This is a genomic window from Streptomyces sp. NPDC054883 (genome assembly GCF_053610645.1).
Window position 1 is genome coordinate 19,004 of sequence record NZ_JBSGYT010000058.1, and the last position, 22,308, is coordinate 41,311.

The window sequence follows — 22,308 nt, forward strand, 5'->3', positions numbered from 1 at the left end:
CGATCGTTCGGTTACTCTAACTCCAGTCTGCTCTTCTTCACCCGCCCTTGCCCGATCCGGTTCCCCCGATCCGCACTCCGGTGATCGTGTGAACCAGCCTGATCCCGCCCGGCTCAACGAGGAGTTGGTCCCTGATGGCCGCCGAGCTCACCGTCCCCCAGCTGTCCGACAAGCACCGGTCCACCCTGGACCAGGCGCTCGCGGCCATCCGCAGCCGCGCGTACTGGTCCCCGCATCCCGAGCACCCCAAGGCCTACGGGGAGACCGCCCCGGCCGACGGCCTCGCGGCGTTCGAGGCCGTCCGTGGCACCCGGTTCGACCTCGGGCAGCCCGGCACCGACGGCTGGACCGGCGGGGAGGTGTCCCCGTACGGCCTGGATCTCGGTGTCGAGTACCCGCACGCCGACCCGGACGTGCTGCTGCCCGCGATGCGGGCCGGCATGGGCGCCTGGCGCGACGCGGGCCCCGAGACCCGCGCGCTGGTCTGCATCGAGATCCTGTCCCGGATCTCCGCCCGGACCCACGAGTTCGCGCACGCGGTCATGCACACCAGCGGCCAGGCCTTCATGATGGCGTTCCAGGCGGGCGGCCCGCACGCCCAGGACCGCGGTCTGGAGGCGATCGCGTACGCCTACGAGGAGCAGACCCGTGTCCCGGCGCAGGCGGACTGGTCGAAGCCGCAGGGCAAGAAGGACCCGCTGGAGCTCGGCAAGACCTTCACCGCCGTGCCCCGCGGCATCTCGCTGATGATCGGCTGCAACACCTTCCCGACCTGGAACGGCTACCCGGGGCTCTTCGCCTCCCTGGCCACGGGCAACCCGGTCCTGGTCAAGCCGCACCCGCGCGCCGTGCTCCCGCTGGCGCTGACGGTGCGGGTGGCGCGCGAGGTCCTCGCCGAGGCCGGCTTCGACCCGAACCTGGTCGCGCTGGCCGTCGAGCGTCCGGGCGAGGGCATCGCCAAGACGCTCGCGCTGCGCCCCGAGATCAAGCTGATCGACTACACCGGGTCGACGTCCTTCGGCGAGTGGCTGGAGACCAACGCCCGCCAGGCGCAGGTGTACACGGAGAAGGCGGGCGTCAACACCGTCGTCGTGGACTCCACCGACAACTACAAGGGCATGCTGTCGAACCTCGCGTTCTCGCTGTCCCTGTACAGCGGGCAGATGTGCACCACCCCGCAGAACCTGCTGATCCCCCGGGACGGCATCGAGACGGATGCCGGCCACAAGTCGTACGACGAGGTCGTCGCCGACCTGGCGGCCTCCGTCGGCGGCCTGCTCGGCGATGACGCCCGGGCCAACGCCCTGCTCGGCGCGCTGGTCAACCCGGACGTGAAGGCCCGGCTGGAGGCGGCGGCCGGCCTGGGCGAGGTCGCGCTGGCCTCGCGGGAGGTGGCGAACCCGGAGTTCCCGGACGCAGTGGTCCGCACCCCGGTGCTGGTGAAGCTGGACGGCTCCAAGCCGGACGACTCCGCGCCGTACCTGTCGGAATGCTTCGGCCCGGTGTCGTTCGCGGTGGCGGTCGACTCCACGGCGGACGCGCTGGAGCTGCTGCGGCGCACCGTCCGGGAGAAGGGCGCGATGACGGTCGGCGCGTACACGACGTCCCCGGACACCGAGCGGGCCGTCGAGGAGGTCTGCCTGGAGGAGTCGGCGCAGTTGTCGCTCAACCTGACCGGCGGTGTCTTCGTGAACCAGACCGCGGCGTTCTCCGACTTCCACGGCTCGGGCGGCAACCCGGCGGCCAACGCGGCACTGTGCGACGGCGCGTTCGTCGCGAACCGCTTCCGCGTGGTGGAGGTCCGCCGCCAAGGCTGACCGGGCGGATCTAGGCGGGCCGTGGCCCTCCCCAGTGGAAGAGGGTCATGGCCACGCTGGTGGCCAGGTTGTAGCTGGACACCTGCGGCCGCATCGGCAGGGACACCAGGTGGTCGGCGCGGGCGCGCAGCTCGGGCGAGATGCCGTGGCGTTCGGAGCCGAAGGCGAGCAGGGCGTCGTCGGGGAGGGTGAGGGCACGGATGTCCTCACCCTCCGGGTCGAGCGCGTACACCGGCCCGGGGGGCAGGGTGTCGAGCTCCACCCTGGCGACGGTGGTGGCGTAGTGCAGGCCGGCTCCGGCGCGGACCACGTTGGGGTGCCAGGGGTCGAGGTCGCCGCGGGTGACGACGCCGGTGGCGCCGAAGCCGGCGGCGAGACGCACGACGGCACCGACGTTGCCGAGGTTGCGGGGGTTGTCCAGTACGACCACGGGTGCGGGCCGGGGCAGCCGCTCCAGCCGGACCCGCCCCTCGGCGGCGTCGGGCCTGACCGCGAGGGCGGCGACCCGGGTGGGGTGTACGCGGTCCAGCAGCGCGCGCAGCTCCGCCCGGCCGGTCAGCCGCACCACCTGCGCCTCCACGTCCGGGGCGAGTTCGGCGGCGAGCGCCCGCACCGCGTCGGGGTCGTCGGCGACGACGGCCCGGACATCGGCGCCGAAGCGCAAGGCGTGCTTCAGCGCGTGGAACCCGTCGAGGAGTACGAGGTCCTCCCGCCCGACGGCCTCCCGCCACGCCCGTCCGACCTCATCGCCCCCACCACGCTGCTCACTCATACCGCCGACCCTACGGCCCGCCCCCGCGCGGGGTTCAGCCCCGTCGGACCCGTTCAGCCCCCGTGGGGGTACCCCCAGCGGTAGCTGGGGGAGTTTGCGGCGCGGAGCCCCGGCGGACGACCCGCAGGGCACCCGCACCGTCAGCGACCCACCGCGCCGGCCTCGGCCACCGCCACCGTCCCGGCCTCCCGAGCCGGCCCGCGCCGCCACCGCGCGACCCCCAGGGCCCCCACCCACACCAAGAACCCCGTCGGCAAGAACACCGCATCCGCCGCGATCATCGCCAACGAGAAGAACGGCAACCCGAGCACCACCGCGATCCCGACGTGCTCCAGCATCATCAGCCCCAGCAGCACGTTCTTGATCCGCCGGTTGAACAGCGTGAACGGAAACGCGACCTGCACCGCCACCGTCCCGTAGGTCAGCAGCATCACCACCGTTCCGCTCCCCGCCAGCAGCGCCGACAGCCCGGGCCACGGAGTGAAGTAGTCCAGCCGCAGCGGGTAGTACAGCGCCGTCCCGTCCTGCCACCTCGACCCCTGGATCTTGTACCAGCCCGCCGTCGCGTAGATCAGGCACACCTCCGCCATGATCACCAGCATCCCCGCGTTGTGCAGCAGGTTCGCCAGGACGTCCAGGAGCGCCCGCCCCTCCCCCTCGGGGGCGTACCGCCCGGCCAGCCACCACACCCCCGCCGTCACCCACAGCGCCCCGAACACCGCCGCCCAGAGCGCGCCGAACCGCCCGGCCAGCGCCCCGTACGCGAACACCGCCCCCAGCCCGCCCCACAGCACCGGTCCCCACGGGCCTCCCCCGCCCCGCCCCGCCCGCCGCGCGTCCAGCGACCACACCCGGGCGCACCGCGTGAGCACCAGGTAGATCGCCATCAGGTGGATGACGTTGTCCCCGCCGTCCCCCATGAACACACTGCGGTTCTGGAGCGAGAGCACCCCCACCATGAACACCACGGACGTCGCCCGCGTCCGCCAGCCCAGCACCAGCAGTGCGCTCGCCAGTACGGAAACGACGTAGACGGTCTCGAACCACCACGTCGCGTCCGACCACATCAGCACCGTGAACGCGTGGTTCGAGGCGATCAGCCGTTTCGCCAGGGTCCAGCTCCAGGGCCCGTCCGGCCCGTACAGCTCGTGCCGGTTCGGGAACTCGCGCAGCAGGAAGAAGAGCCACGTCCCGGCGAAGCCGATCCGGACGACCGCGCTCTGGTAGGGGCCCAGCGCCTCCCCGGTGACCCTCGCCAGCCCCCGGCCGGCGGCGGCCCGCGCCCGGCTCAGACCGTCCACCACGGCAGCTCCCGGTAGTACCTCTGGGTGTCGGTGTGTTCCTGGCTCCACTCCGGCGCCACGACCGCCGCCGTCGCCGAGCGCAGCTGGATCCGTACGATGCGGTCGCCGCCCCGCTGCCACGCCGCCAGCCGGTCCAGGGCGATCCGCCGCAGGTACGCCTCCGACAGCTCGCCGCGCTCGCCGTTCGGCTTGTTGTCGTCGTCGTGGGAGCCGGTGAAGAAGTCCCAGGCCCGCCGGAGCTCGTTCTGCCGGGTGTGGCTCGGCAGCAGGCCGTGCCGGATGGCCGCACCGTCCTCGGCGGACAGGTCGCGCCATTCGCTGGTGGTCAGCCTGCCGTCCGCCGTCCGCAGCTGCGCCCGTACCTGGACCGCGATGTTCTGCTGGAGCGGGTTGGGGGCGAAGAGCTTCCAGTTCTGTTCGAACTCGGGGTAGATCCAGCCGTCCACTGTCGCCGCGTGCCGCTTGCTCACCGTGTTGGACGGTGCGACGTGCAGGAAGACGAACGCCAGGTGCGCGCAGGCCGCCACGGCGATCGCCCCCAGGGCGATCGCGGCGAGGACTCGGCACGGGGCGGACAGACCGGCGATTCCAGGGGAGCGCGGCGCCGTGACGGGCGCCGGAGCGGCCTGTTCCGCGAGCTTTCGCTCGTTCGAATCCATCGCGTCCCGATCGTCCGGCGTCCACAGGGTTGCCCACAGAGGTTGACACCCTACGGGCCGTCGTCTCACCATTGAAGAGGATGAACCGAACGATCGGTCGGTCGGGCGGAAAGCAGACTCTGACAGGGGGCCGGGATGGTCACAGTGACCCCGGAATCTGGGCAGGAAGCAGGGCTGGGCGCGGGCCCCGCGCAGGCGGGAGCCGGCGCCGAGGGTGAGATCGGCGATCTCGGCGCGCAGCTCGCCGCCGCGTTCGACGCCGCCGTGGCGGCGGACGAGCGCGTCGAGCCCCGGGACTGGATGCCCGACGAATACCGCGCCTCCCTGGTTCGCCAGATGGCCCAGCACGCCCACTCCGAGATCATCGGCATGCAGCCCGAGGCCAACTGGATCACCCGCGCGCCCTCGCTGCGCCGCAAGGCGATCCTGATGGCCAAGGTCCAGGACGAGGCGGGCCACGGCCTCTACCTGTACAGCGCAGCCGAGACCCTCGGCACCAGTCGTGACGAGCTGCTCGACAAGCTCCACTCGGGGAAGCAGAAGTACTCCTCGATCTTCAACTACCCGACCCTGACCTGGGCCGATGTCGGTGCGATCGGCTGGCTCGTGGACGGGGCCGCGATCACCAACCAGGTGCCGATCTGCCGCTGTTCGTACGGTCCGTACGCGCGCGCCATGGTCCGCATCTGCAAGGAGGAGTCCTTCCACCAGCGCCAGGGGTACGAGCTGCTCCTGGCCCTGTCGAAGGGCACCGAAGCCCAGCACGCCATGGCCCAGGACGCAGTCGACCGGTGGTGGTGGCCGTCGCTGATGATGTTCGGCCCGCCGGACGGCGAGTCGGCGCATTCGGCTCAGTCGATGGCCTGGCGGATCAAGCGCCACTCGAACGACGACCTGCGCCAGCGCTTCGTGGACATCGCCGTGCCCCAGGCCGAGTCGCTGGGGCTGAGCCTGCCCGACCCGGACCTCAAGTGGAACGAGGAGCGCGGGCACTACGACTTCGGCGCGATCGACTGGGCCGAGTTCTGGGACGTGCTCAAGGGCAACGGCCCGTGCAACGAACAGCGCCTCAGCCAGCGGCGCACGGCCCACGAGGAAGGCGCCTGGGTACGGGACGCGGCCTCGGCGTACGCGGCGAAGCAGGCGGCGCGGCAGGCCGGCCGCCCGGCGGACGGCACCACCGCAGAACACGCCGGGCCCCCGGCGACGAACCACGAGGAGACCCCGGCATGACGCAGAACTGGCCGCTGTGGGAGGTGTTCGTCCGCTCGCGGCGCGGCCTCTCGCACACGCACGCGGGAAGCCTGCACGCCCCGGACGCGGAGATGGCCCTGCGCAACGCCCGTGACCTCTACACGCGGCGGAGCGAAGGCGTTTCGATCTGGGTGGTGCCCTCCACCGAGATCACCGCCTCCTCGCCGGACGAGCGGGACCCGTTCTTCGCTCCGGCCGCCGACAAGCCGTACCGGCACCCCACCTTCTACGAGATCCCCGAGGGGGTGCGCCACCTGTGAACAGCCCTGCGAACACCCGTGCGCCCGGCGCTGTCACCGGCGATGTGACCGGCACCGAGGCCATCCGGGCGGCCGCCCTCGCCCTCGGGGACGACGCGCTGGTCCTCTCGCACCGCCTCGGAGAATGGGCGGGCCACGCGCCCGTCCTGGAGGAGGAGGTGGCCCTGGCCAACATCGCCCTCGACCTGCTCGGCCAGGCCCGCCTGCTGCTGTCCATGACCGGTGACGAGGACGAGCTGGCGTTCCTCCGCGAGGAACGCTCCTTCCGCAACATGCAGCTGGTGGAACAGCCCAACGGCGATTTCGCCCACACCATCGCCCGGCAGCTCTACTTCTCGCTCTACCAGCACGAGCTGTACGCGGAACTGGCCGTCGGCGACGGTCCGTTCGCCCCCCTGGCGGCCAAGGCCGTCAAGGAGACCGCGTACCACCGCGACCACGCCGAGCAGTGGACGCTCCGGCTCGGCGACGGCACGCAGGAGAGCAGCGCCCGGATCCGGGCCGCGCTGGACGCGCTGTGGAAGTACACCGGCGAGATGTTCCAGCCGGTGGACGGGCTCGAAGGAGTCGAGTGGGCCGCTCTGGAGGAGCGCTGGCTGGTCGCGCTCGGCGCGGTCCTGGAGCGCGCCGGGCTCACCGTGCCCGAAGGACCGCGCACGGGCGCCTGGGCCGCCGGGGCCGGCCGGCAGGGGCTGCACACCGAGCCGTTCGGCCTGATGCTCGCTGAGATGCAGCACCTGCACCGCAGCCATCCGGGGGCGTCATGGTGACCGACGCCGCCCCCGGCCCGGGTACGAGCGCCGCCGGGACGACCCGCCTGGAGGCGGAGCTGGCCGAGCTCGCCGGCTCCGTCCCCGACCCGGAGCTGCCCGTCCTCACCCTCGCCGAGCTCGGTGTCATGCGCGGTGTGCGGATGCACGAGGACGGCCACGCCGAGGTCCTGCTCACCCCCACCTACACCGGCTGCCCGGCGATCGAGGCCATGTCCGCCGACATCCGGCGGATCCTGACCGGACACGGCATCCCCGAGGTGCGGGTGACCACGGTTCTGGCCCCGGCCTGGTCCACCGACGACATCAGCGCCGAAGGCCGGCGCAAGCTCGCCGAGTTCGGCATCGCCCCGCCCCGCCCGCACGCCGCGGACGGCCCGGTCCCGCTCACGCTGTCGGTCCGCTGCCCGAACTGCGGATCGACCGACACCGAACTGCTCAGCCGGTTCTCCTCCACCGCGTGCAAGGCGCTGCGCCGCTGCGTCGCCTGCCGTGAACCGTTCGACCACTTCAAGGAGCTGTAAATGGCCGTGCCGCCGCCGTCGCCCACGCCGGGATCGCCGCGTCCCGCGCGCCACGGCGCCTTCCACTCCCTCACTGTGGCGGCGGTCGACCGGCTCACCGACGACTCCGTGGCCCTGACCCTGGGGGTCCCGCAGGAACTGCGGGCCGAGTACCGGCACGCGCCCGGCCAGCACCTGACACTGCGCCGCAGCACCCCCGGAGGATCCGAGGTCCGCCGCACCTACTCGATCTGCTCCCCGGCCCCGGGCGAGACCGGCCCCGCACTGCTGCGGGTCGGAGTACGGCTCGTGGAGGGCGGCGAGTTCTCCACGTTCGCGCACAAGGAGATCGCCGCCGGGGACGTCCTGGACGTGATGGTCCCGGCCGGACGGTTCGTCCTGGACCCGGCCGCGGCACCCCCCGCCGCGCACTACGCGGCGGTCGTCGGCGGCAGCGGGATCACCCCGGTGCTGTCGATCGCCGCCTCCCTGCTGGCAGCCCGTCCCGATGCCCGCTTCTGCCTGGTGCGCAGTGACCGTACGGCGGCTTCGACGATGTTCCTCGAAGAGGTCGCCGACCTCAAGGACCGCTATCCCGACCGGTTCCAGCTCGTCACCGTGCTGTCCCGGGAGGAGCAGGAGGCCGGGCTGCCCTCCGGTCGGCTGGACGAGCAGCGGCTGACCGCCCTGCTGCCGGCGCTGCTGCCCGTCGCGGAGGTGACGGGCTGGTTCCTGTGCGGCCCGTACGGGCTGGTGCAGGGAGCGGAGCGGGCGCTGCACGCCCTGGGGGTCGTTCGGACGCGGGTGCACGAGGAGATCTTCCACGTCGAGGACACCGCCCCGCCGGCCATCGGGCGGGCTCCCTCGGCGGCCGCCTCCCGGGGCCGGGTCACCGCCCGCCTCGACGGCCGATCGGGCACCTGGCCGGTCCAGGACGGGGAGTCCCTGCTGGACGCCGTCCTGCGCAACCGCGCGGACGCTCCGTACGCCTGCAAGGGCGGGGTCTGCGGGACCTGCCGGGCGTTCCTCGTGTCGGGCGAGGTGCGGATGGAGCGCAACTTCGCGCTGGAGGAGGAGGAGACGGAGGCCGGTTTCGTGCTCGCCTGCCAGTCCCACGCGGTGACGGAGGAAGTGGAGATCGATTTCGACCGCTGACCGGGGCCCTCCCGGAGGATGCCCACAGGCCGGCCCTTTTGATGAGCGGGGAGCCTGCGAAGGCTGTGCTTTTCGCAGCGGCTGCTCTATCTTGACGCTCCGTCAGATCCGAGCACCGCTTCGAACCGACACGGTCCGGTGGACACCCGGGAGGACAGGCAGTGGACTTCACCTTCACCGAGGAGCAGCAGGCCGCCGTCGAAGCGGCCAAGGCCGTGTTCGCGGGTGTCTCGCCCGACAGCGTCCCGAGCCCCGCGCTCACCCCGGGAGCGGTGGCCGACGACTTCGACCGGCCGTTGTGGGCCCGTCTCGCCGGGTCCGACCTGCTGAGCCTGGTCCTCGCCGAGGAACACGGCGGGGCCGGGCTCGACGCCATCGCCCTCTGCCTGGTGCTGCGCGAGGCTGCGAAGGTGCTGGCCCGGATACCGCTGCTGGAGCACTGCGCCACCGCCATGGCGGTCCAGGCCCACGGCAGCCGGGAACTGGCTGCCACCCTGCTCCCCGGAGCCGGGCGCGGGGCGCTCGTCCTCACCGCCGCGGCCCACGGCCGCACCGGCCACGATCCGGCCGAACTCGCCGTCACCGCCCGCCCCGACGGCGCGGGCTGGGTGCTGAACGGGGTACAGACCTCCGTCCCCTGGGCGCGGAGCGCCGACTGGATCGCCGTACCCGCCCACACCGGGGAAGGGACGGCGGTCCTCGCACTGGTCCCCCGTGTCACCGAGGGGCTGGCCTTCGCGGACCAGTACTCCACCAGTGGGGAGCGGCTCGCCCACCTCACCCTGGACGGCGCCCGGGTGCCCGGCACGTACGTCATCGACGCCCCGGAGGCATGGGAGCTGCTCCACCGGCTGCTGGCGACCGGCACCTGCGCCCTCGCGCTCGGCCTCGGCGAGGCCGTCCTGGGCATGACCAGCCAGTACACCGGCAAGCGGGAGCAGTTCGGTTTCCCCGTCGCCACCTTCCAGGCCGTCGCCGTGCAGGCAGCGGACCGGTACATCGACCTGCGGGCGATGGAGGTCACCCTCTGGCAGGCGGCCTGGCGGCTGGAGAGCGCGGCAGCGGGAGCGGGGGGCCCGCTGCCGGTCGCCGGTGATGTCGCGGTGGCCAAGATCTGGGCCTCCGAGGGCGTACGCCGGGTCGTGCAGACCGCCCAGCACCTGCACGGCGGCTTCGGCGCCGACACCGACTACGCACTGCACCGCTACCACGCCTGGGCCAAGCAGCTGGAACTCCAGCTCGGGCCGGCCGCCGCGTACGAGGAGGCGCTGGGCGACCTGCTGGCGGCCCACCCGCTCGGCTGACCCACCCCGGGCCGGTCCGTCTCGGCGGGTCCGCCGCGGCCGGCCGCGGCTTACAGCACGAAGGGCGGGTTGCCGCTCTCGCTGACCATCGGGCGCCGGGCGCCGTCCCAGGCCTGCATACCGCCGTCGATGTTCACCGCGTCGATGCCCTGACGCACGAGGTACTGGGTGACCTGCGCGGAACGCCCGCCCACCCGGCACATCACGTGTACCCGGCCGCCGTCCTCAATGGCCTCGGTGAGCTCGCCGAAGCGGGCCACGAAGTCGCTCATGGGGATGTGCAGTGCGCCCTCGACATGCCCGGCCGCCCATTCGTCGTCCTCCCGGACGTCGAGGACAAAGCCTTCGGAGGGCACCTCGGCGGCACCCACCGAGGGAAGCGGTCCGAAGTTCATACGTCGCCTTCTCTCGTCACAGATCCGGATCCCAACCTATACCGGTCCGGATCCCGTCGAATCCGAGGCGGGCACCCGCCCACCCGGCAATTCGCCGCGCTGCCCCGCCCCTCACTGCTGCGCGGTCAGACCCGCCAGCTCCGACTCGCGCTCGGAGACCTGGGCCAGCAGTTGCTCCGCGATCTCCTCCAGCAGCCGGTCCGGGTCGTCGGGGGCCATCCGCAGCATCGACCCGATCGCGCTCTCCTCCAGCTCCCGGGCCACCGCCGCCAGGAGCTCCTTGCGCCGAGCCAGCCACTCCAGCCGGGCGTAGAGCTCCTCGCTCTCGCTCGGGCGGGCCGCCTCCGGCGCCGGACCCGCCGCCCACTCCTCGGCCAGCTCGCGCAGGAGGGCTTCCTCCCCCCGCCCGTAGGCCGCGTTGACCCGGGCGATGAACGCGTCGCGCCGCGTCCGCTCGGCCTCGTCCTGGGCGAGGTCCGGATGCGCCTTGCGCACCAGCTCCCGGTACAGCCGGCGTACCTCCTCCGGCGGACGCACCCGCTCCGGCGGCCGCACCGTACGGTCGGTGAGCATCGCGGCGGCGTCGTCGGAGATCCCGTCGGAGTCCATCCAGTCGTGAAACAGCTCGTCGACCCCGGGCATCGGCATCACCAGGGACCGCGCGTCACGGGCCCGCCGCAGGTCCTCGGGGTCGCCGGTGCGCGCCGCTTTCGCCTCCGCGATCAGCGCGTCCAGCTCGTCGAGCCGCGAGTACATCGGGCCGAGCTTCTGGTGGTGCAGCCTGGAGAAGTTCTCCACCTCCACCCGGAAGGTCTCCACCGCGATCTCGAATTCGATCAGCGCCTGCTCGGCGGCCCGCACCGCCCGGTCGAGCCGGGCCTCGGGCCGCTCGTCGCCGGAGTCGGCGGGCTCTTGGGGGACTGTCTGCTCCGTGTGCTCGCTCACCCGGCCAGCCTAAGGCCCGTCCGCCCCGGTGGAGGTTTCGTGTTTCACGTGAAACACGGCACCGGTGTGCGATCGGTGTTTCACGTGAAACACCGATCGGTGTCCGGCCCCGCCGGCCGCCGCCGACCGGCGGCCGCCTCGGGAAGGGGCCGGCCGGCTCAGACGCCGAACTCGGCCGCGATCCGGCCCGACCGGACCGCCGCCACCAAGTAGGCGTGGTCGGCCTCGCTGCGGTCCGCGTAGGCCACGGCGAAGTCGGCCATCGCCTCGTCCAGCTCCTCGTTCTTGCCGCAGTACCCCGCGAGCACCCGTGGATCGGCGCTGTGCGCGTGGGCCCGGGCCAGCAGGGCGCCGGTCATCCGTCCGTAGTCGTCGATCTGCTCGGGGGCGAGCGCCGCCGGGTCCACACTGCCCTTGCGGTTGCGGAACTGGCGGACCTGGTAGGGCCGCCCCTCCACGGTGGTCCAGCCCAGCAGGATGTCCGAGACCACCTGCATCCGCTGCTGCCCGGCCACCACCCGGCGGCCCTCGTGCTCCTCCTCCGGCGCGTGGAAGCCCAGCGCGGGCAGGTGCGGCAGCAGCACCGAAGGCCGGGCCTCCTTCACCTGGAGCACGAGCGGCTCCCCGCGGTGGTCCAGCAGCAGCACCACGTACGAGCGGGTACCGACGCTGCCGGTGCCCACCACGCGGAACGCCACGTCATGGATGGCGTACCGGGCCAGCAGCGGCAGCCGGTCGCCCTGCAGGGTGTTGAGGTACGGGCCCAGCGAGGCCGCCACGGCGGCCGCCTCGTCGTCGCCGACCCGCCGCAGCACGGGGAGCGCGTCCACGAAGCGGCGGAACCCGTCGGGGCAGGCCTCCGTCGACTTGGCGGCGAACCGGGCCGAGGTGTTGTTGCGGGCCTTCTCCGAGACCCGTTCCAGCGTGCCCAGCAGGTCCCGGGCATCGGTGTGCGAGACCAGTTCCTCGTCCGCGATGGCGTTCCACGCGTCGAGCGCGGGCAGCTTGGCCAGCAGCCGCATGGTCCGCCGGTAGGCGCCGACGGCATCGAGCGCGGCCGCCCGGCAGGTGTCCTCGGCCGCCCCCGCCACCCGGCCGGCCAGCACCAGCGAGGTCGCCAGCCGCTTCACGTCCCACTCCCAGGGACCGAACACGGTCTCGTCGAAGTCGTTCAGGTCGATGACGAGCCGACCGCGCGCGTCCCCGTAGAGGCCGAAGTTCGCCGCGTGCGCGTCACCGCAGATCTGCGCGCCGACGCCGGTCACCGGGCCGCCGGACAGGTCGTGCGCCATCAGGCCGGCCGCGCCGCGCAGGAACGCGAAGGGGTTCGCGGCCATCCGGCCCACTCGGATCGGGGTGAGTTCCGCGACCCGCCCGACGTTGGACGCCTCGACCGAGCGGACGGCGTCCGGCCGTCCGGCCGGAGCCTCGAACCGAGCGTGTGCCGAGCGCGGTACGCGGGCCCGCAGCGCCCTTCCGGTCTCCTTGGCCGAGCCCGCCACGACCCGCGGCGCGAACCCGGCGACCCGCGGTATCCGCCCGGCTCCCGTCGCCGGTTCCGCTGACACTGTCTGCTCCGCCGGTACCGCCACCATGCGTGCCGCCCCCCACCCGTAACTGCCGTACTCATCGGCCAACATCAATGATTCGGCCTGACCGTATCTACAGCCCGGCGTCCCTGGCCAGCAGGGCGGCCTGGACCCGGTTCTCGCACTCCAGCTTGGCCAGGATCCGGCTCACGTACGTCTTCACCGTCGCCTCGCTCATGTGCAGCCGCCGGCCGGCGTCCGCATTGGACAGTCCCTCGCCCAGGAGGGCCAGCACCCCCCGTTCGCGCTCGCTCAGCTCCGCGACCAACCGCCTGGCCGCCTCGCCGCGCCCGGCGGCCCGCCCCGACGCCAGCTGGTCGACCACGTGCCGGGCCGCCCCGGGCGAGAGGTACGCGTCCCCGGCCGCCGCCGCCCGGACCGCGCCGATCAGCTCGCCCGGTGCCGAGTCCTTGAGCAGGAATCCCGCACCGCCCTGGCTCAGTGCCCGCAGTACGTTCTCCTTCTCGCCGAAGGTGGTCAGGACCAGCGCCCGCACGTCGGGAACCGCACGGCCCAGCTCACTGAGGGCCGTCAGCCCGTCCATCACCGGCATCTGGATGTCCAGCAGCAACACGTTCGGGACGTGGGCGCGGGCCAGCTCCACCGCCTCCCGGCCGTTCGCCGCCTCGGCGACGACCTCGATGTCCGGCGCCGAGGTCAGGATCATCCTGATCCCGGCCCGGATCAGCGGCTCGTCATCAGCGATCACCACTCGGATCACTCTGGCTGTCACCCGCGCTCCTACTGTTCGACCTCGTACTCCTGCTTGTCGACGAGCTTGCCGTCCTTGAAGCAGAACCGGAAAACCGTATCGGTGGCCAGTTGGGAGTCCTCCTCGGACAGGAGCACCAGACAGTCGGTGCCTTCCGGCCGCGGCGGCCCCTTCCGCTCCATACCCGAGGTCAGGATGCTTCCCCCGTCCGGCAACCGGTCGCGGACCGCCTTCTCCGGCTCACCCACGCGCACGGCGTCGAAGTCGGCACGGCTGATCATCACGTCCGTCGCCGAACTCACCACCAGCGCCAGCCCCGCCCCGATGACGATCACCAGCAGCACCACCGCCGCGAACGCGATCCCGCATCCCAGAGCGACGCCCCCGGTACGGGTACGCCCGGGCACCTCCAGCTCGCGGTCGACCGCCGCCCAGTCCATCGGCGGCGGGCCCTGCAACACCGGCGGCCGTGCCTGCTGGCCGAAGTCGTCGGCCACCTCCTCCGCCCCCGCCGGCTCCGCCCCGTACGGCAGCACACCGGCCACCCGGAACCCGCCACCCTCGGCCGCGCCCGCGTACACCATCCCGCCGACCAGCCGGGCGCGCTCCCGCAGCCCGGTCAGCCCCTGTCCGCCCGACACCACTTCGGCGTCGCCCGCGCCGGCCGCCGGACCGTTGGCGATCTCCACCACCAGCGAGTCGTCCTCGTACCGCAGCTCCACCGCGATCCGGGCGCCGGGGGCGTGCTTGTAGGCATTCGTCAGCGCCTCCTGCACGATCCGGTAGGCCGCGTGGTCACAGGCCGCGGCCAACGGCCTCGGCTGCCCCGAGGTGGTCAGCCGTACGTCGGTGCCGACGCTCCGGGCCGCCTCCACGATCCCGGCGATGCCCGCCACCCCGCGCGCCGCGGGCTGCGCCGCCTCTTCGGCCGGCACCGGGGCCTCGACCCCGTCGCGGAGGATCCCGACGACCTCGCGCAGCTCGTGCATCGCCGCGACGGAGGCCTGCCGCAGCACGCCCACCGCCTCGCGCTGGTGGTCGGTGAGCTTCGGATCCACTTCCAGCGCACCCGTGTGAACGGAGATCAGCGCCAGCTGGTGGCCGAGACTGTCGTGCATGTCCTGGGCGATCCGCTGCCGTTCCCGCAGCCGGGCCTGGCCGGCGACCATGGCCCGCTCGCGCATCAGCTGCCCGTTGCGCTCTTGGAGGGCCCGCAGCAGGGTGCGGCGCTGGGACCAGTAACGGCTGGCCAGGCCCGGCATCACCGTGGTCGCCAGGAACATCAGCGCCGAGAAGACGATCACCAGCAGCGGCCGCATGTACGACCCCTGCTCCACCACGCTCAGTCCGACCTCGGCGACGAAAGCCACCGTGAAGGCAGCCAGCGCCCGTCCCACGCCGACGATCCGGCGCCCCGCCGACCAGCCCAGCAGACTCGTGACCAGCAGGGTTCCGGGCAGGAACGGGGACAAGGCCGCCGCCACGACCAGGGTCGCCACCGGCAGCCGTCGCCGCAGCAGCACGAGCAGCGCCACGGCGACCGCGCCGGCCAGCATCCGCTGCTCGGAGCCGTGGTCGAGTTCCTCCACACCGAGCCCGAGCACCACCAGCACTCCGACGAGCGCCAGGTCCACCGCCAGGGTGCGCCGGGTCCACGGCTCGGGACCCTTCAACCAGTCCCGGCCCGCTCGCATCCTCACCGTCGCATCCACGCGCCCGACCCTAGACATCCGGGCACGCCGTCGGCCGCCCTCTTTCGTCGCACGTCGCGCGACGAAAGTCGCCGGGCAGGAGTGCGGGGACGGCGGGCGGGCCTCGGGGACACCCGCTTCCTTGCGCAGGGCGTCGGCACGGTCGGTGCGTTCCCAGGCGGGGCCGGGAAGTTCACGGCCGAAGCAGCCCTGGCAGGCGACCCTCTGACCCCTCGCCGGCCCGCCGCGCCGCCTCCCTGATCAGCCGTGCGGCCTCGGCCGGCCGATCGGCGCCGAACCGGACCCGGCGGGCCATGACGGCGCCGCACCGCCACTGGCACCGCCAGGACGAGGACCACGGTGGTGGCACTGCTGACGGAGCACGCCACCGCTTCTCCGTCGTCCGGCGACCTCCGCAGCCCGTGCCCGACCGTCAGCCCGTGTTCGGCCCGCACCTCCGCCACCTGCGACAGCGGCAGGCCCAGCCCGCGAAAGGGCCCGGTCCGCAGCCGCAGCACCCCGCCCTCCAGCAGGTGCGGCGTACGGGCGGTCATCGCGCAGACCCCGGCGCAGAGCACGAGCGCGCACCCGACCCACAGCAGGGTCGCCAGCCACACCGCGGCCGGCGGTCCAGGGGGACGGATGTCACCGGCTTCCGGGCACAGCCCACGGGTCCGGTCATGACGTACGTCACCGGCGCACACGCGCCTGACACGGCCTCAGCACCGCGCTCGCGAAAGACGGTCACTCGCACGCCGGCCCATGCACCCTCAGGGCAAAGCAAAACGGCCGCCACCGCTTTCGCGATGACGACCGTTTCGTCGTTGCCAAGAACACCGTTTCATCGGCGTCCTCAGTGGGCGAGGGGGGATTTGAACCCCCACGTCCCGAAGGACACTGGCACCTGAAGCCAGCGCGTCTGCCGTTCCGCCACTCGCCCGAGCAGCTCCCCAGTGGCTCTTCCCTTTCGGGCCGTTCCCCTGGCGACGTCGAAACATTAGCACGTCGGACGGGGTGGAATCACATCGCTTTCCGTCCCCCCGCCACCACCGTCACGACGGTCCCCTCCCGCACTCCGCTCCCGGTGCGGGACACTGTCCCTGGAGCGCCCCTACGATCCCTGTGAGGACCAACACTCCTGCGCACGGGACCGGAGGGGAACCACCCGAATCCGCCACGCGTGGATACGATCAGTAAGCAGTACAGGGCGACAACGACGGAGGAGGTGCCCCATGGGAGTTCTGAAGCGGTTCGAGCAGCGACTCGAAGGTCTGGTGAACGGCACCTTCGCCAAGGTCTTCAAGTCCGAAGTCCAGCCGGTGGAGATCGCCGGCGCCCTCCAGCGCGAGTGCGACAACAACGCCACCATCTGGAACCGCGAGCGGACCGTCGTACCCAACGACTTCATCGTGGAGCTCAGCACCGGCGACTACGACCGCCTGAGCCCCTACTCCGGTCAGCTCGGCGACGAGCTCGCGGGCCTCGTCCGCGACTACGCCAAGCAGCAGCGCTACAGCTTCATGGGCCCGATCAAGGTGCACCTGGAGAAGGCCGACGACCTGGACACCGGTCTCTACCGCGTCCGCAGTCGCACCCTCGCCTCCAGCACCTCCCAGCAGGGCGCCCCCCAGGGGCAGGCCCAGGCTCCGCAGCAGGGTGGCTACGGGTACCCCCCGGTCGCCGCCCCGCCCATGCCGAGCACGCCGCCGCCCGGCGGCCCCGCAGCGCGCAGGGGCGGCCCCGGTGGCGCCCCCGGTCCGGGCCCGGGCGCCCCGGGCAGCACGCGCCGCTGGATCGAGATCAACGGCACCCGCCACCAGATCTCGCGCCCCACGCTCGTACTCGGCCGAAGCACCGAGGCCGATGTGCGGATCGACGACCCCGGCGTATCGCGCCGGCACTGTGAGATCCGGACCGGAACGCCCCCGACGATCCAGGATCTCGGGTCCACCAACGGCATCGTGGTGGACGGGCAGCACACCACCCGCGCTACGCTCCGCGACGGCTCGCGGATCGTCGTGGGCAGCACCACCATCATTTACCGGCAAGCCGAAGGGTGAAGCGGGGGCAATGTCAGAGCTGACCCTGACGGTCATGCGGTTGGGTTTCCTGGCCGTTCTGTGGCTGTTCGTCATCGTGGCCGTTCAGGTCATCCGCAGCGACCTCTTCGGAACGAGAGTCACGCAACGCGGCTCCCGCCGCGGCGGCGGCGCAAGCGGTGCCCCGCAGCAGACGGGGCGCGCCAGCGCGCCCCCGCAGCAGCGGCAGCGTCGTGGGGCGCCCACCAAACTCGTCGTGTCCGAGGGCACCCTCACGGGCACCACGGTCGCCCTGTCCGGGCAGACGATCACCCTGGGCCGCGCCCACGACTCCACGATCGTGCTGGACGACGACTACGCGTCCAGCCGCCATGCCAGGATCTACCCCGATACCGACGGCCAGTGGATCGTCGAGGATCTCGGGTCCACCAACGGCACCTATCTCGACCGGACCCGGCTGACCACCCCGACGCCCATCCCGCCGGGCGCCCCGATCCGCATCGGCAAGACCGTCATCGAGCTGCGGAAGTAGTACGAGAATGAGCGAGCGGAGCGAGCGAGCCGCGGCGGTCCGTCCCAACGGGGACACGGACCCGAGCGCGCTCCCGACCGGAGGGTGGGCAGTGTGGCTCGAGACCGGTTGTACCCGGACGCAGCGTCGACAGGGCAGGTGCGCATGAGTCTGTCCCTGCGGTTCGCCGCCGGATCGCACAAGGGCATGATCCGCGAGGGCAACGAGGACTCCGGTTACGCCGGCCCCCGCCTCCTCGCGATCGCCGACGGCATGGGCGGCCAGGCCGCCGGAGAAGTCGCCAGCTCCGAGGTGATCTCCACCCTCGTGCAGCTCGACGACGACGTCCCGGGCTCCGACATCCTCACCGCCCTCAGCGTCGCCGTGCAGCGGGCCAACGACCAGTTGCGCGCCATGGTCGAGGAGGACCCCCAGCTCGAGGGCATGGGCACCACCCTGACCGCCCTCCTGTGGACCGGCCAGCGCCTCGGCCTCGTCCACGTCGGCGACTCCCGTGCCTACCTCCTGCGCGACGGCGTCCTCACGCAGATCACCCAGGACCACACCTGGGTGCAGCGCCTCGTCGACGAGGGCCGCATCACGGAAGAGGAAGCCACCACCCACCCGCAGCGCTCGCTGCTGATGCGGGCCCTCGGCAGCGGCGACATCGTCGAACCGGACCTGTCCATCCGCGAGGTCCGGCCCGGTGACCGCTACCTCATCTGCTCCGACGGACTCTCCGGCGTCGTCTCCCACCAGACCCTGGAGGAGACCCTCGCCGACTACCACGGCCCGCACGAGACCGTGCAGTCACTGATCCAGCTCGCCCTGCGCGGCGGCGGCCCGGACAACATCACCTGCATCGTGGCCGACGTCCTCGACACCGACAGCGGCGACACCCTCGCCGCCCAGCTGAACGACACCCCGGTGGTCGTCGGCGCGGTCGCCGAGAACCAGCACCAGCTCTTCGACGGCAACGCCATGCAGACCCCGGCCGGCCGCGCCTCCGGGCTCGGCCGCCCGGCCGCCCCGCCGGCGGGGGCCTTCGGCCCGCCCGGCAGCGGCGACCACCCCGGCTACGGATACCCCGACCAGGGCCAGGGCGGCGGTGGGTACGGCAGCTTCGGCGACCCCGACAACAGCGCGTACGACTCCGAGTCCGGCTACGAGGACACGTACGACAAGCCCCGCAGGCGCCGTGGCAAAGGGCGCAGGTGGACCACCCGGACCCTGATCCTGCTGCTGGTCGCGGGTGTGGTCGGCGGCGGCGTGTACGCCGGGCACCGCTGGACCCAGACCCAGTTCTACGTGGGCGTCAAGGACGATCACGTAGCGCTGTACCGCGGCATCAGCCAGAACCTCGCCTGGATCCACCTCTCGCAGGTTGAGACGGACCACCCCGACATCGAACTGAAGTACCTGCCGTCCTTCAAGCGCAAGCAGGTCGAGGGCACCATCGGCGAAGGCAGCCTCGACGGAGCCCGCAAGAAGATCGACGAGCTCGGCGCCCAGGTGTCCGCCTGCAAGAAGGACGAAGCCCGCCGCGCCGCCGAGGCACAGAACAGCCCGACACCCGGCCCCAGCCTGACTCCCGCGGAGCAGCAGCTGGCCGCCCAGTGCGAAAAGCCGTAGCCACACGCGGGCACAGGGGGCCTGCCACACCATGAGCGTTGTCACCAACACGACCACCATCGGCGCGATCGAGCTGCCGAGCCGGCGGAACACCGAGCTCCTGCTGCTCGCGTTCGCCGTGGTCATCCCGATCTTCGCCTACGCCAACGTAGGCCTGTCGGTCCACGGGAAGCTGCCCCCGGGCATGCTCACCTACGGGCTCGGCCTCGGCGTGCTCGCCGGCCTCGCGCACCTCGTCGTGCGCCGCTACGCCAAGTACGCCGACCCGTTGCTGCTGCCGATCGCCACGCTGCTCAACGGGCTCGGGCTCGTGATCATCTACCGGCTCGACCAGTCCGAGCGGCTGCAGAACCTCGCCAAGCGCCAGTTCGGCGCGTTCACCGAGTCCGCCCCGCGCCAGATGATGTACACGGCGCTCGCCCTCGCCCTGTTCGCGGTGGTGCTGCTGGTCCTCAAGGACCACCGCGTGCTCCAGCGGTTCACCTACATCTCCATGGCCGCCGCCCTGGTCCTGCTGATCCTGCCCGTCGTCCCGGGCCTGGGCGCCGACGTCTTCGGCGCCAAGATCTGGATCAGCGTCGGCGGCTTCTCCATCCAGCCCGGCGAGTTCGCCAAGATCGTGATCGCGATCTTCTTCGCCGGCTACCTGATGGTGAAGCGCGACGCCCTGGCCCTGGCCAGCCGCCGGTTCATGGGGCTCTACCTGCCGCGCGGCCGTGACCTCGGTCCGATCCTGATGATCTGGGCGATGAGCCTGCTCGTCCTGGTCTTCGAGAACGACCTCGGCACCTCGCTGCTCTTCTTCGGCATGTTCGTGATCATGCTGTACGTGGCCACCGAGCGCACCAGCTGGATCGTGATCGGCCTGCTCATGTCGGTCGGCGGCGCTGTCGTCGTCGGCACCACCGCCAGCCACGTCAAGGTCCGCGTCACCGCCTGGCTCGACCCGTTCGCCTGCTACAGCAAGTCCGGCGCCTGCGAGCAGGTCGGCCAGTCGATCATGAGCTTCGGTTCCGGCGGGGTCCTCGGCACCGGCTGGGGTCAGGGCAACTCCGACCTGATCGGCTTCGCCGCCAACTCCGACTTCATCTTCTCCACCGTCGGCGAGGAACTCGGCCTCTCCGGCGTCATGGCCTTCCTCCTGCTCTACGGCCTGATCATCGAACGCGGCGTCCGCACCGCCCTCGCCGCCCGCGACCCGTTCGGCAAGCTCTTCGCCATCGGCCTCTCCGGCGCGTTCTCGCTGCAGATCTTCGTCGTCGCCGGCGGAGTCATGGGCCTCATCCCCCTCACCGGCATGACCATGCCCTTCCTCGCCTCGGGCGGTTCCTCCGTCCTCGCGAACTGGGTGCTCATCGCCATCCTCATCCGGATCAGCGACACCGCCCGCCGCCCGGCCCCGGCCCCCGCCCCGTCCCCCGACTCCGAGATGACCCAGGTGGTCCGCCCGTCATGAACAAGCCCCTGCGCCGCATCTCGCTGTTCTGCGGGCTGCTCGTCCTCGCGCTGCTGATCCGTACGAACTGGCTGCAGTACGTCCAGGCCGAGGAACTCAGCACCCGCAAGGAGAACCGCCGGGTCCAGATCGCCCAGTACGCCACCGAGCGCGGCAACATCATCGTCGAGGGCCAGCCCGTCACCGGCTCCGCGGTCACCGACGGCAGCGACTTCAAGTTCAAGCGGACGTACCTCGACGGCCCCTTGTGGGCGCCCGTCACCGGTTACGCCTCGCAGGCCTTCGGCTCCACGCAGCTGGAGAACATCGACGACGGCATCCTCACCGGCAACGACGACCGGCTCTTCTTCGACCGCACCATCGGCATGTTCACCGGCGAGAAGAAGCAGGGCGGCAACGTGGTCACCACGCTGAACGCCGCCGCCCAGAAGGCCGCCTACCAGCAGCTCGGCACCAAGAAGGGCGCCGTCGCGGCGATCGACCCGCGGACCGGCGCCATCCTGGCCCTGGTCAGCACGCCGTCCTACGACCCGTCCAAGTTCGCCGGGTTCTCCAAGGACGACGGCAAGGCCTGGCGCGAGCTCAACGACAGCGAGGACAAGAACCTCGTCAACCGCGCCCTGCGCGAGACCTACCCGCCGGGCTCCACCTTCAAGGTCGTCACGGCTGCCGCGGCGCTGGAGAACGGCGTCGTCACGGACATCGACGCGGCGACGGACACCCCCGAGCCGTACATCCTGCCGGGCACCAAGACCCCGATGGTCAACCACGCCAGCGGCTGCGAGAAGTCGAGCCTGAACAACGCGCTGCGGGTCTCCTGCAACTCGGTCTTCGCGAACATGGGCGACAAGGTCGGCCGCGACAAGATGGTCGACATGGCCCAGAAGTTCGGGTTCAACAGCACCATCGACACCCCCGTCCGCGCCTTCGCCAGCGTCTACGACAAGACCATGGGCCGGGACGGCAACGCGCAGAGCTCCATCGGCCAGTTCAACACCGCCGCCACTCCGCTCCAGATGGCCATGGTCACCGCGGCCATTGCCAACGACGGCAAGCTGATGAAGCCCTTCATGGTCGACCAGCTGACCGCGCCCAACCTGGACGTGATCGAGAAGCACGAGCCGCAGGAGATGAGCCGGCCCCTCTCCGCCGCCAACGCGCAGAAGGTCCAGCAGATGATGGTCAACGTCGTCGAGAACGGCACCGGCACCCCGGCCAAGATCAAGGGCGTGACGGTCGGCGGCAAGACCGGTACCGCCCAGCACGGCGAGAAGAACGCCAAGCGCCCCTACGCCTGGTTCATCTCCTACGCCAAGCTCCCGGACGGTTCCTCCCCCGTCGCCGTCGCCGTCGTCATCGAGGACAGCGCCGCCGACCGCGAGGACATCACCGGCGGCGGCCTGGCGGCGCCGGTCGCCAAGGCGGTCATGGAAGCCGTCGTGAAGAGCAAGGGATGAGAAGCGGAGACAGGATCCGAGCGCTCGGTACCGGTCTCGTATCAGCCTGTGGTCACGAGACGATCACCTCCGATCGGCCGGTA

The 22,308-nt window shown here is 71.8% G+C and carries 20 protein-coding genes and 1 tRNA gene; 12 read left to right on the top strand and 9 right to left on the bottom strand.

Annotated features, from left to right (window positions below):
* Positions 1-134 precede the first annotated feature (134 nt).
* Positions 135-1,817: a phenylacetic acid degradation protein PaaN gene (paaN, locus tag ACWGH1_RS30770; RefSeq protein ID WP_453352177.1), complete on the top strand. Its 1,683-nt coding sequence runs from the start codon at positions 135-137 to the stop codon at positions 1,815-1,817.
* 10 nt (positions 1,818-1,827) lie between these two features.
* Here paaN and ACWGH1_RS30775 read toward each other — a convergent pair whose 3' ends face one another.
* The 3 genes from ACWGH1_RS30775 to ACWGH1_RS30785 all read right to left on the bottom strand — a co-directional run bounded on the left by ACWGH1_RS30775 (position 1,828) and on the right by ACWGH1_RS30785 (position 4,552).
* Complete coding sequence (locus ACWGH1_RS30775) at positions 1,828-2,589, bottom strand: TrmH family RNA methyltransferase (protein ID WP_453352178.1); 762 nt, start codon at positions 2,587-2,589, stop codon at positions 1,828-1,830.
* Between the two features lie 140 nt (positions 2,590-2,729).
* Positions 2,730-3,881, bottom strand: a complete 1,152-nt coding sequence (locus tag ACWGH1_RS30780) for an HTTM domain-containing protein (RefSeq protein WP_453409202.1) — start codon at positions 3,879-3,881, stop codon at positions 2,730-2,732.
* Positions 3,878-4,552 (bottom strand): DUF5819 family protein, encoded by a 675-nt coding sequence (locus ACWGH1_RS30785; protein WP_453352180.1) that lies wholly within the window; start codon positions 4,550-4,552, stop codon positions 3,878-3,880. Before ACWGH1_RS30785 ends, ACWGH1_RS30780 begins: the two co-directional genes overlap by 4 nt.
* Before the next feature lie 135 nt (positions 4,553-4,687).
* Here ACWGH1_RS30785 and paaA point away from each other — a divergent pair, with 135 nt between their 5' ends.
* The 6 genes from paaA to ACWGH1_RS30815 all read left to right on the top strand — a co-directional run bounded on the left by paaA (position 4,688) and on the right by ACWGH1_RS30815 (position 9,798).
* Positions 4,688-5,785, top strand: coding sequence for a 1,2-phenylacetyl-CoA epoxidase subunit PaaA (gene paaA / locus ACWGH1_RS30790; protein WP_453352181.1), 1,098 nt, complete (start codon positions 4,688-4,690; stop codon positions 5,783-5,785).
* Entirely contained in the window at positions 5,782-6,066 is a 285-nt protein-coding gene (gene paaB, locus ACWGH1_RS30795; RefSeq protein ID WP_136210255.1) for a 1,2-phenylacetyl-CoA epoxidase subunit PaaB, read from the top strand. The genes paaA and paaB overlap by 4 nt, the downstream gene beginning before the upstream one ends.
* A gap of 44 nt (positions 6,067-6,110) precedes the next feature.
* Positions 6,111-6,836 carry a 1,2-phenylacetyl-CoA epoxidase subunit PaaC gene (gene paaC / locus ACWGH1_RS30800; RefSeq protein ID WP_453352188.1) on the top strand — a complete coding sequence of 242 codons (726 nt, stop codon included), beginning with the start codon at positions 6,111-6,113 and terminating at the stop codon, positions 6,834-6,836.
* Positions 6,830-7,360 (top strand): 1,2-phenylacetyl-CoA epoxidase subunit PaaD, encoded by a 531-nt coding sequence (gene paaD, locus ACWGH1_RS30805; protein WP_453352182.1) that lies wholly within the window; start codon positions 6,830-6,832, stop codon positions 7,358-7,360. The genes paaC and paaD overlap by 7 nt, the downstream gene beginning before the upstream one ends.
* A complete protein-coding gene (locus ACWGH1_RS30810; protein WP_453352183.1) occupies positions 7,361-8,494 on the top strand; it encodes a 2Fe-2S iron-sulfur cluster-binding protein in 1,134 nt (377 codons plus the stop codon).
* Between the two features lie 161 nt (positions 8,495-8,655).
* Positions 8,656-9,798 (top strand): acyl-CoA dehydrogenase family protein, encoded by a 1,143-nt coding sequence (locus tag ACWGH1_RS30815; RefSeq protein ID WP_453352184.1) that lies wholly within the window; start codon positions 8,656-8,658, stop codon positions 9,796-9,798.
* Positions 9,799-9,848: 50 nt separating this feature from the next.
* Here ACWGH1_RS30815 and ACWGH1_RS30820 read toward each other — a convergent pair whose 3' ends face one another.
* The 6 genes from ACWGH1_RS30820 to ACWGH1_RS30845 all read right to left on the bottom strand — a co-directional run bounded on the left by ACWGH1_RS30820 (position 9,849) and on the right by ACWGH1_RS30845 (position 16,070).
* Complete coding sequence (locus ACWGH1_RS30820) at positions 9,849-10,193, bottom strand: rhodanese-like domain-containing protein (RefSeq protein WP_136210263.1); 345 nt, start codon at positions 10,191-10,193, stop codon at positions 9,849-9,851.
* A gap of 111 nt (positions 10,194-10,304) precedes the next feature.
* Positions 10,305-11,138 carry a J domain-containing protein gene (locus ACWGH1_RS30825; RefSeq protein WP_453409199.1) on the bottom strand — a complete coding sequence of 278 codons (834 nt, stop codon included), beginning with the start codon at positions 11,136-11,138 and terminating at the stop codon, positions 10,305-10,307.
* Between the two features lie 158 nt (positions 11,139-11,296).
* The gene (locus tag ACWGH1_RS30830; RefSeq protein ID WP_453353043.1) at positions 11,297-12,733 is read right to left on the bottom strand and encodes a DUF2252 domain-containing protein; all 1,437 of its coding nucleotides are present in this window, start codon (positions 12,731-12,733) and stop codon (positions 11,297-11,299) included.
* A 67-nt stretch (positions 12,734-12,800) separates the two neighbouring features.
* Complete coding sequence (locus ACWGH1_RS30835) at positions 12,801-13,460, bottom strand: response regulator transcription factor (RefSeq protein ID WP_453353042.1); 660 nt, start codon at positions 13,458-13,460, stop codon at positions 12,801-12,803.
* 8 nt (positions 13,461-13,468) lie between these two features.
* Positions 13,469-15,133, bottom strand: a complete 1,665-nt coding sequence (locus tag ACWGH1_RS30840; protein ID WP_453353044.1) for a sensor histidine kinase — start codon at positions 15,131-15,133, stop codon at positions 13,469-13,471.
* Between the two features lie 854 nt (positions 15,134-15,987).
* Positions 15,988-16,070 (bottom strand) — tRNA-Leu (locus tag ACWGH1_RS30845).
* A 292-nt stretch (positions 16,071-16,362) separates the two neighbouring features.
* Between ACWGH1_RS30845 and ACWGH1_RS30850 the strand changes: the two genes are divergently transcribed.
* The 5 genes from ACWGH1_RS30850 to ACWGH1_RS30870 all read left to right on the top strand — a co-directional run bounded on the left by ACWGH1_RS30850 (position 16,363) and on the right by ACWGH1_RS30870 (position 22,225).
* Entirely contained in the window at positions 16,363-17,190 is an 828-nt protein-coding gene (locus ACWGH1_RS30850; protein ID WP_453353041.1) for an FhaA domain-containing protein, read from the top strand.
* A gap of 10 nt (positions 17,191-17,200) precedes the next feature.
* Entirely contained in the window at positions 17,201-17,701 is a 501-nt protein-coding gene (locus ACWGH1_RS30855; protein ID WP_453353040.1) for an FHA domain-containing protein FhaB/FipA, read from the top strand.
* A 144-nt stretch (positions 17,702-17,845) separates the two neighbouring features.
* Entirely contained in the window at positions 17,846-19,312 is a 1,467-nt protein-coding gene (locus tag ACWGH1_RS30860) for a PP2C family protein-serine/threonine phosphatase (protein ID WP_453353039.1), read from the top strand.
* A 31-nt stretch (positions 19,313-19,343) separates the two neighbouring features.
* Positions 19,344-20,768 carry an FtsW/RodA/SpoVE family cell cycle protein gene (locus ACWGH1_RS30865; RefSeq protein ID WP_453353038.1) on the top strand — a complete coding sequence of 475 codons (1,425 nt, stop codon included), beginning with the start codon at positions 19,344-19,346 and terminating at the stop codon, positions 20,766-20,768.
* A complete protein-coding gene (locus ACWGH1_RS30870) occupies positions 20,765-22,225 on the top strand; it encodes a peptidoglycan D,D-transpeptidase FtsI family protein (RefSeq protein WP_453353037.1) in 1,461 nt (486 codons plus the stop codon). The genes ACWGH1_RS30865 and ACWGH1_RS30870 overlap by 4 nt, the downstream gene beginning before the upstream one ends.
* The last annotated feature ends 83 nt before the right edge of the window (positions 22,226-22,308 follow it).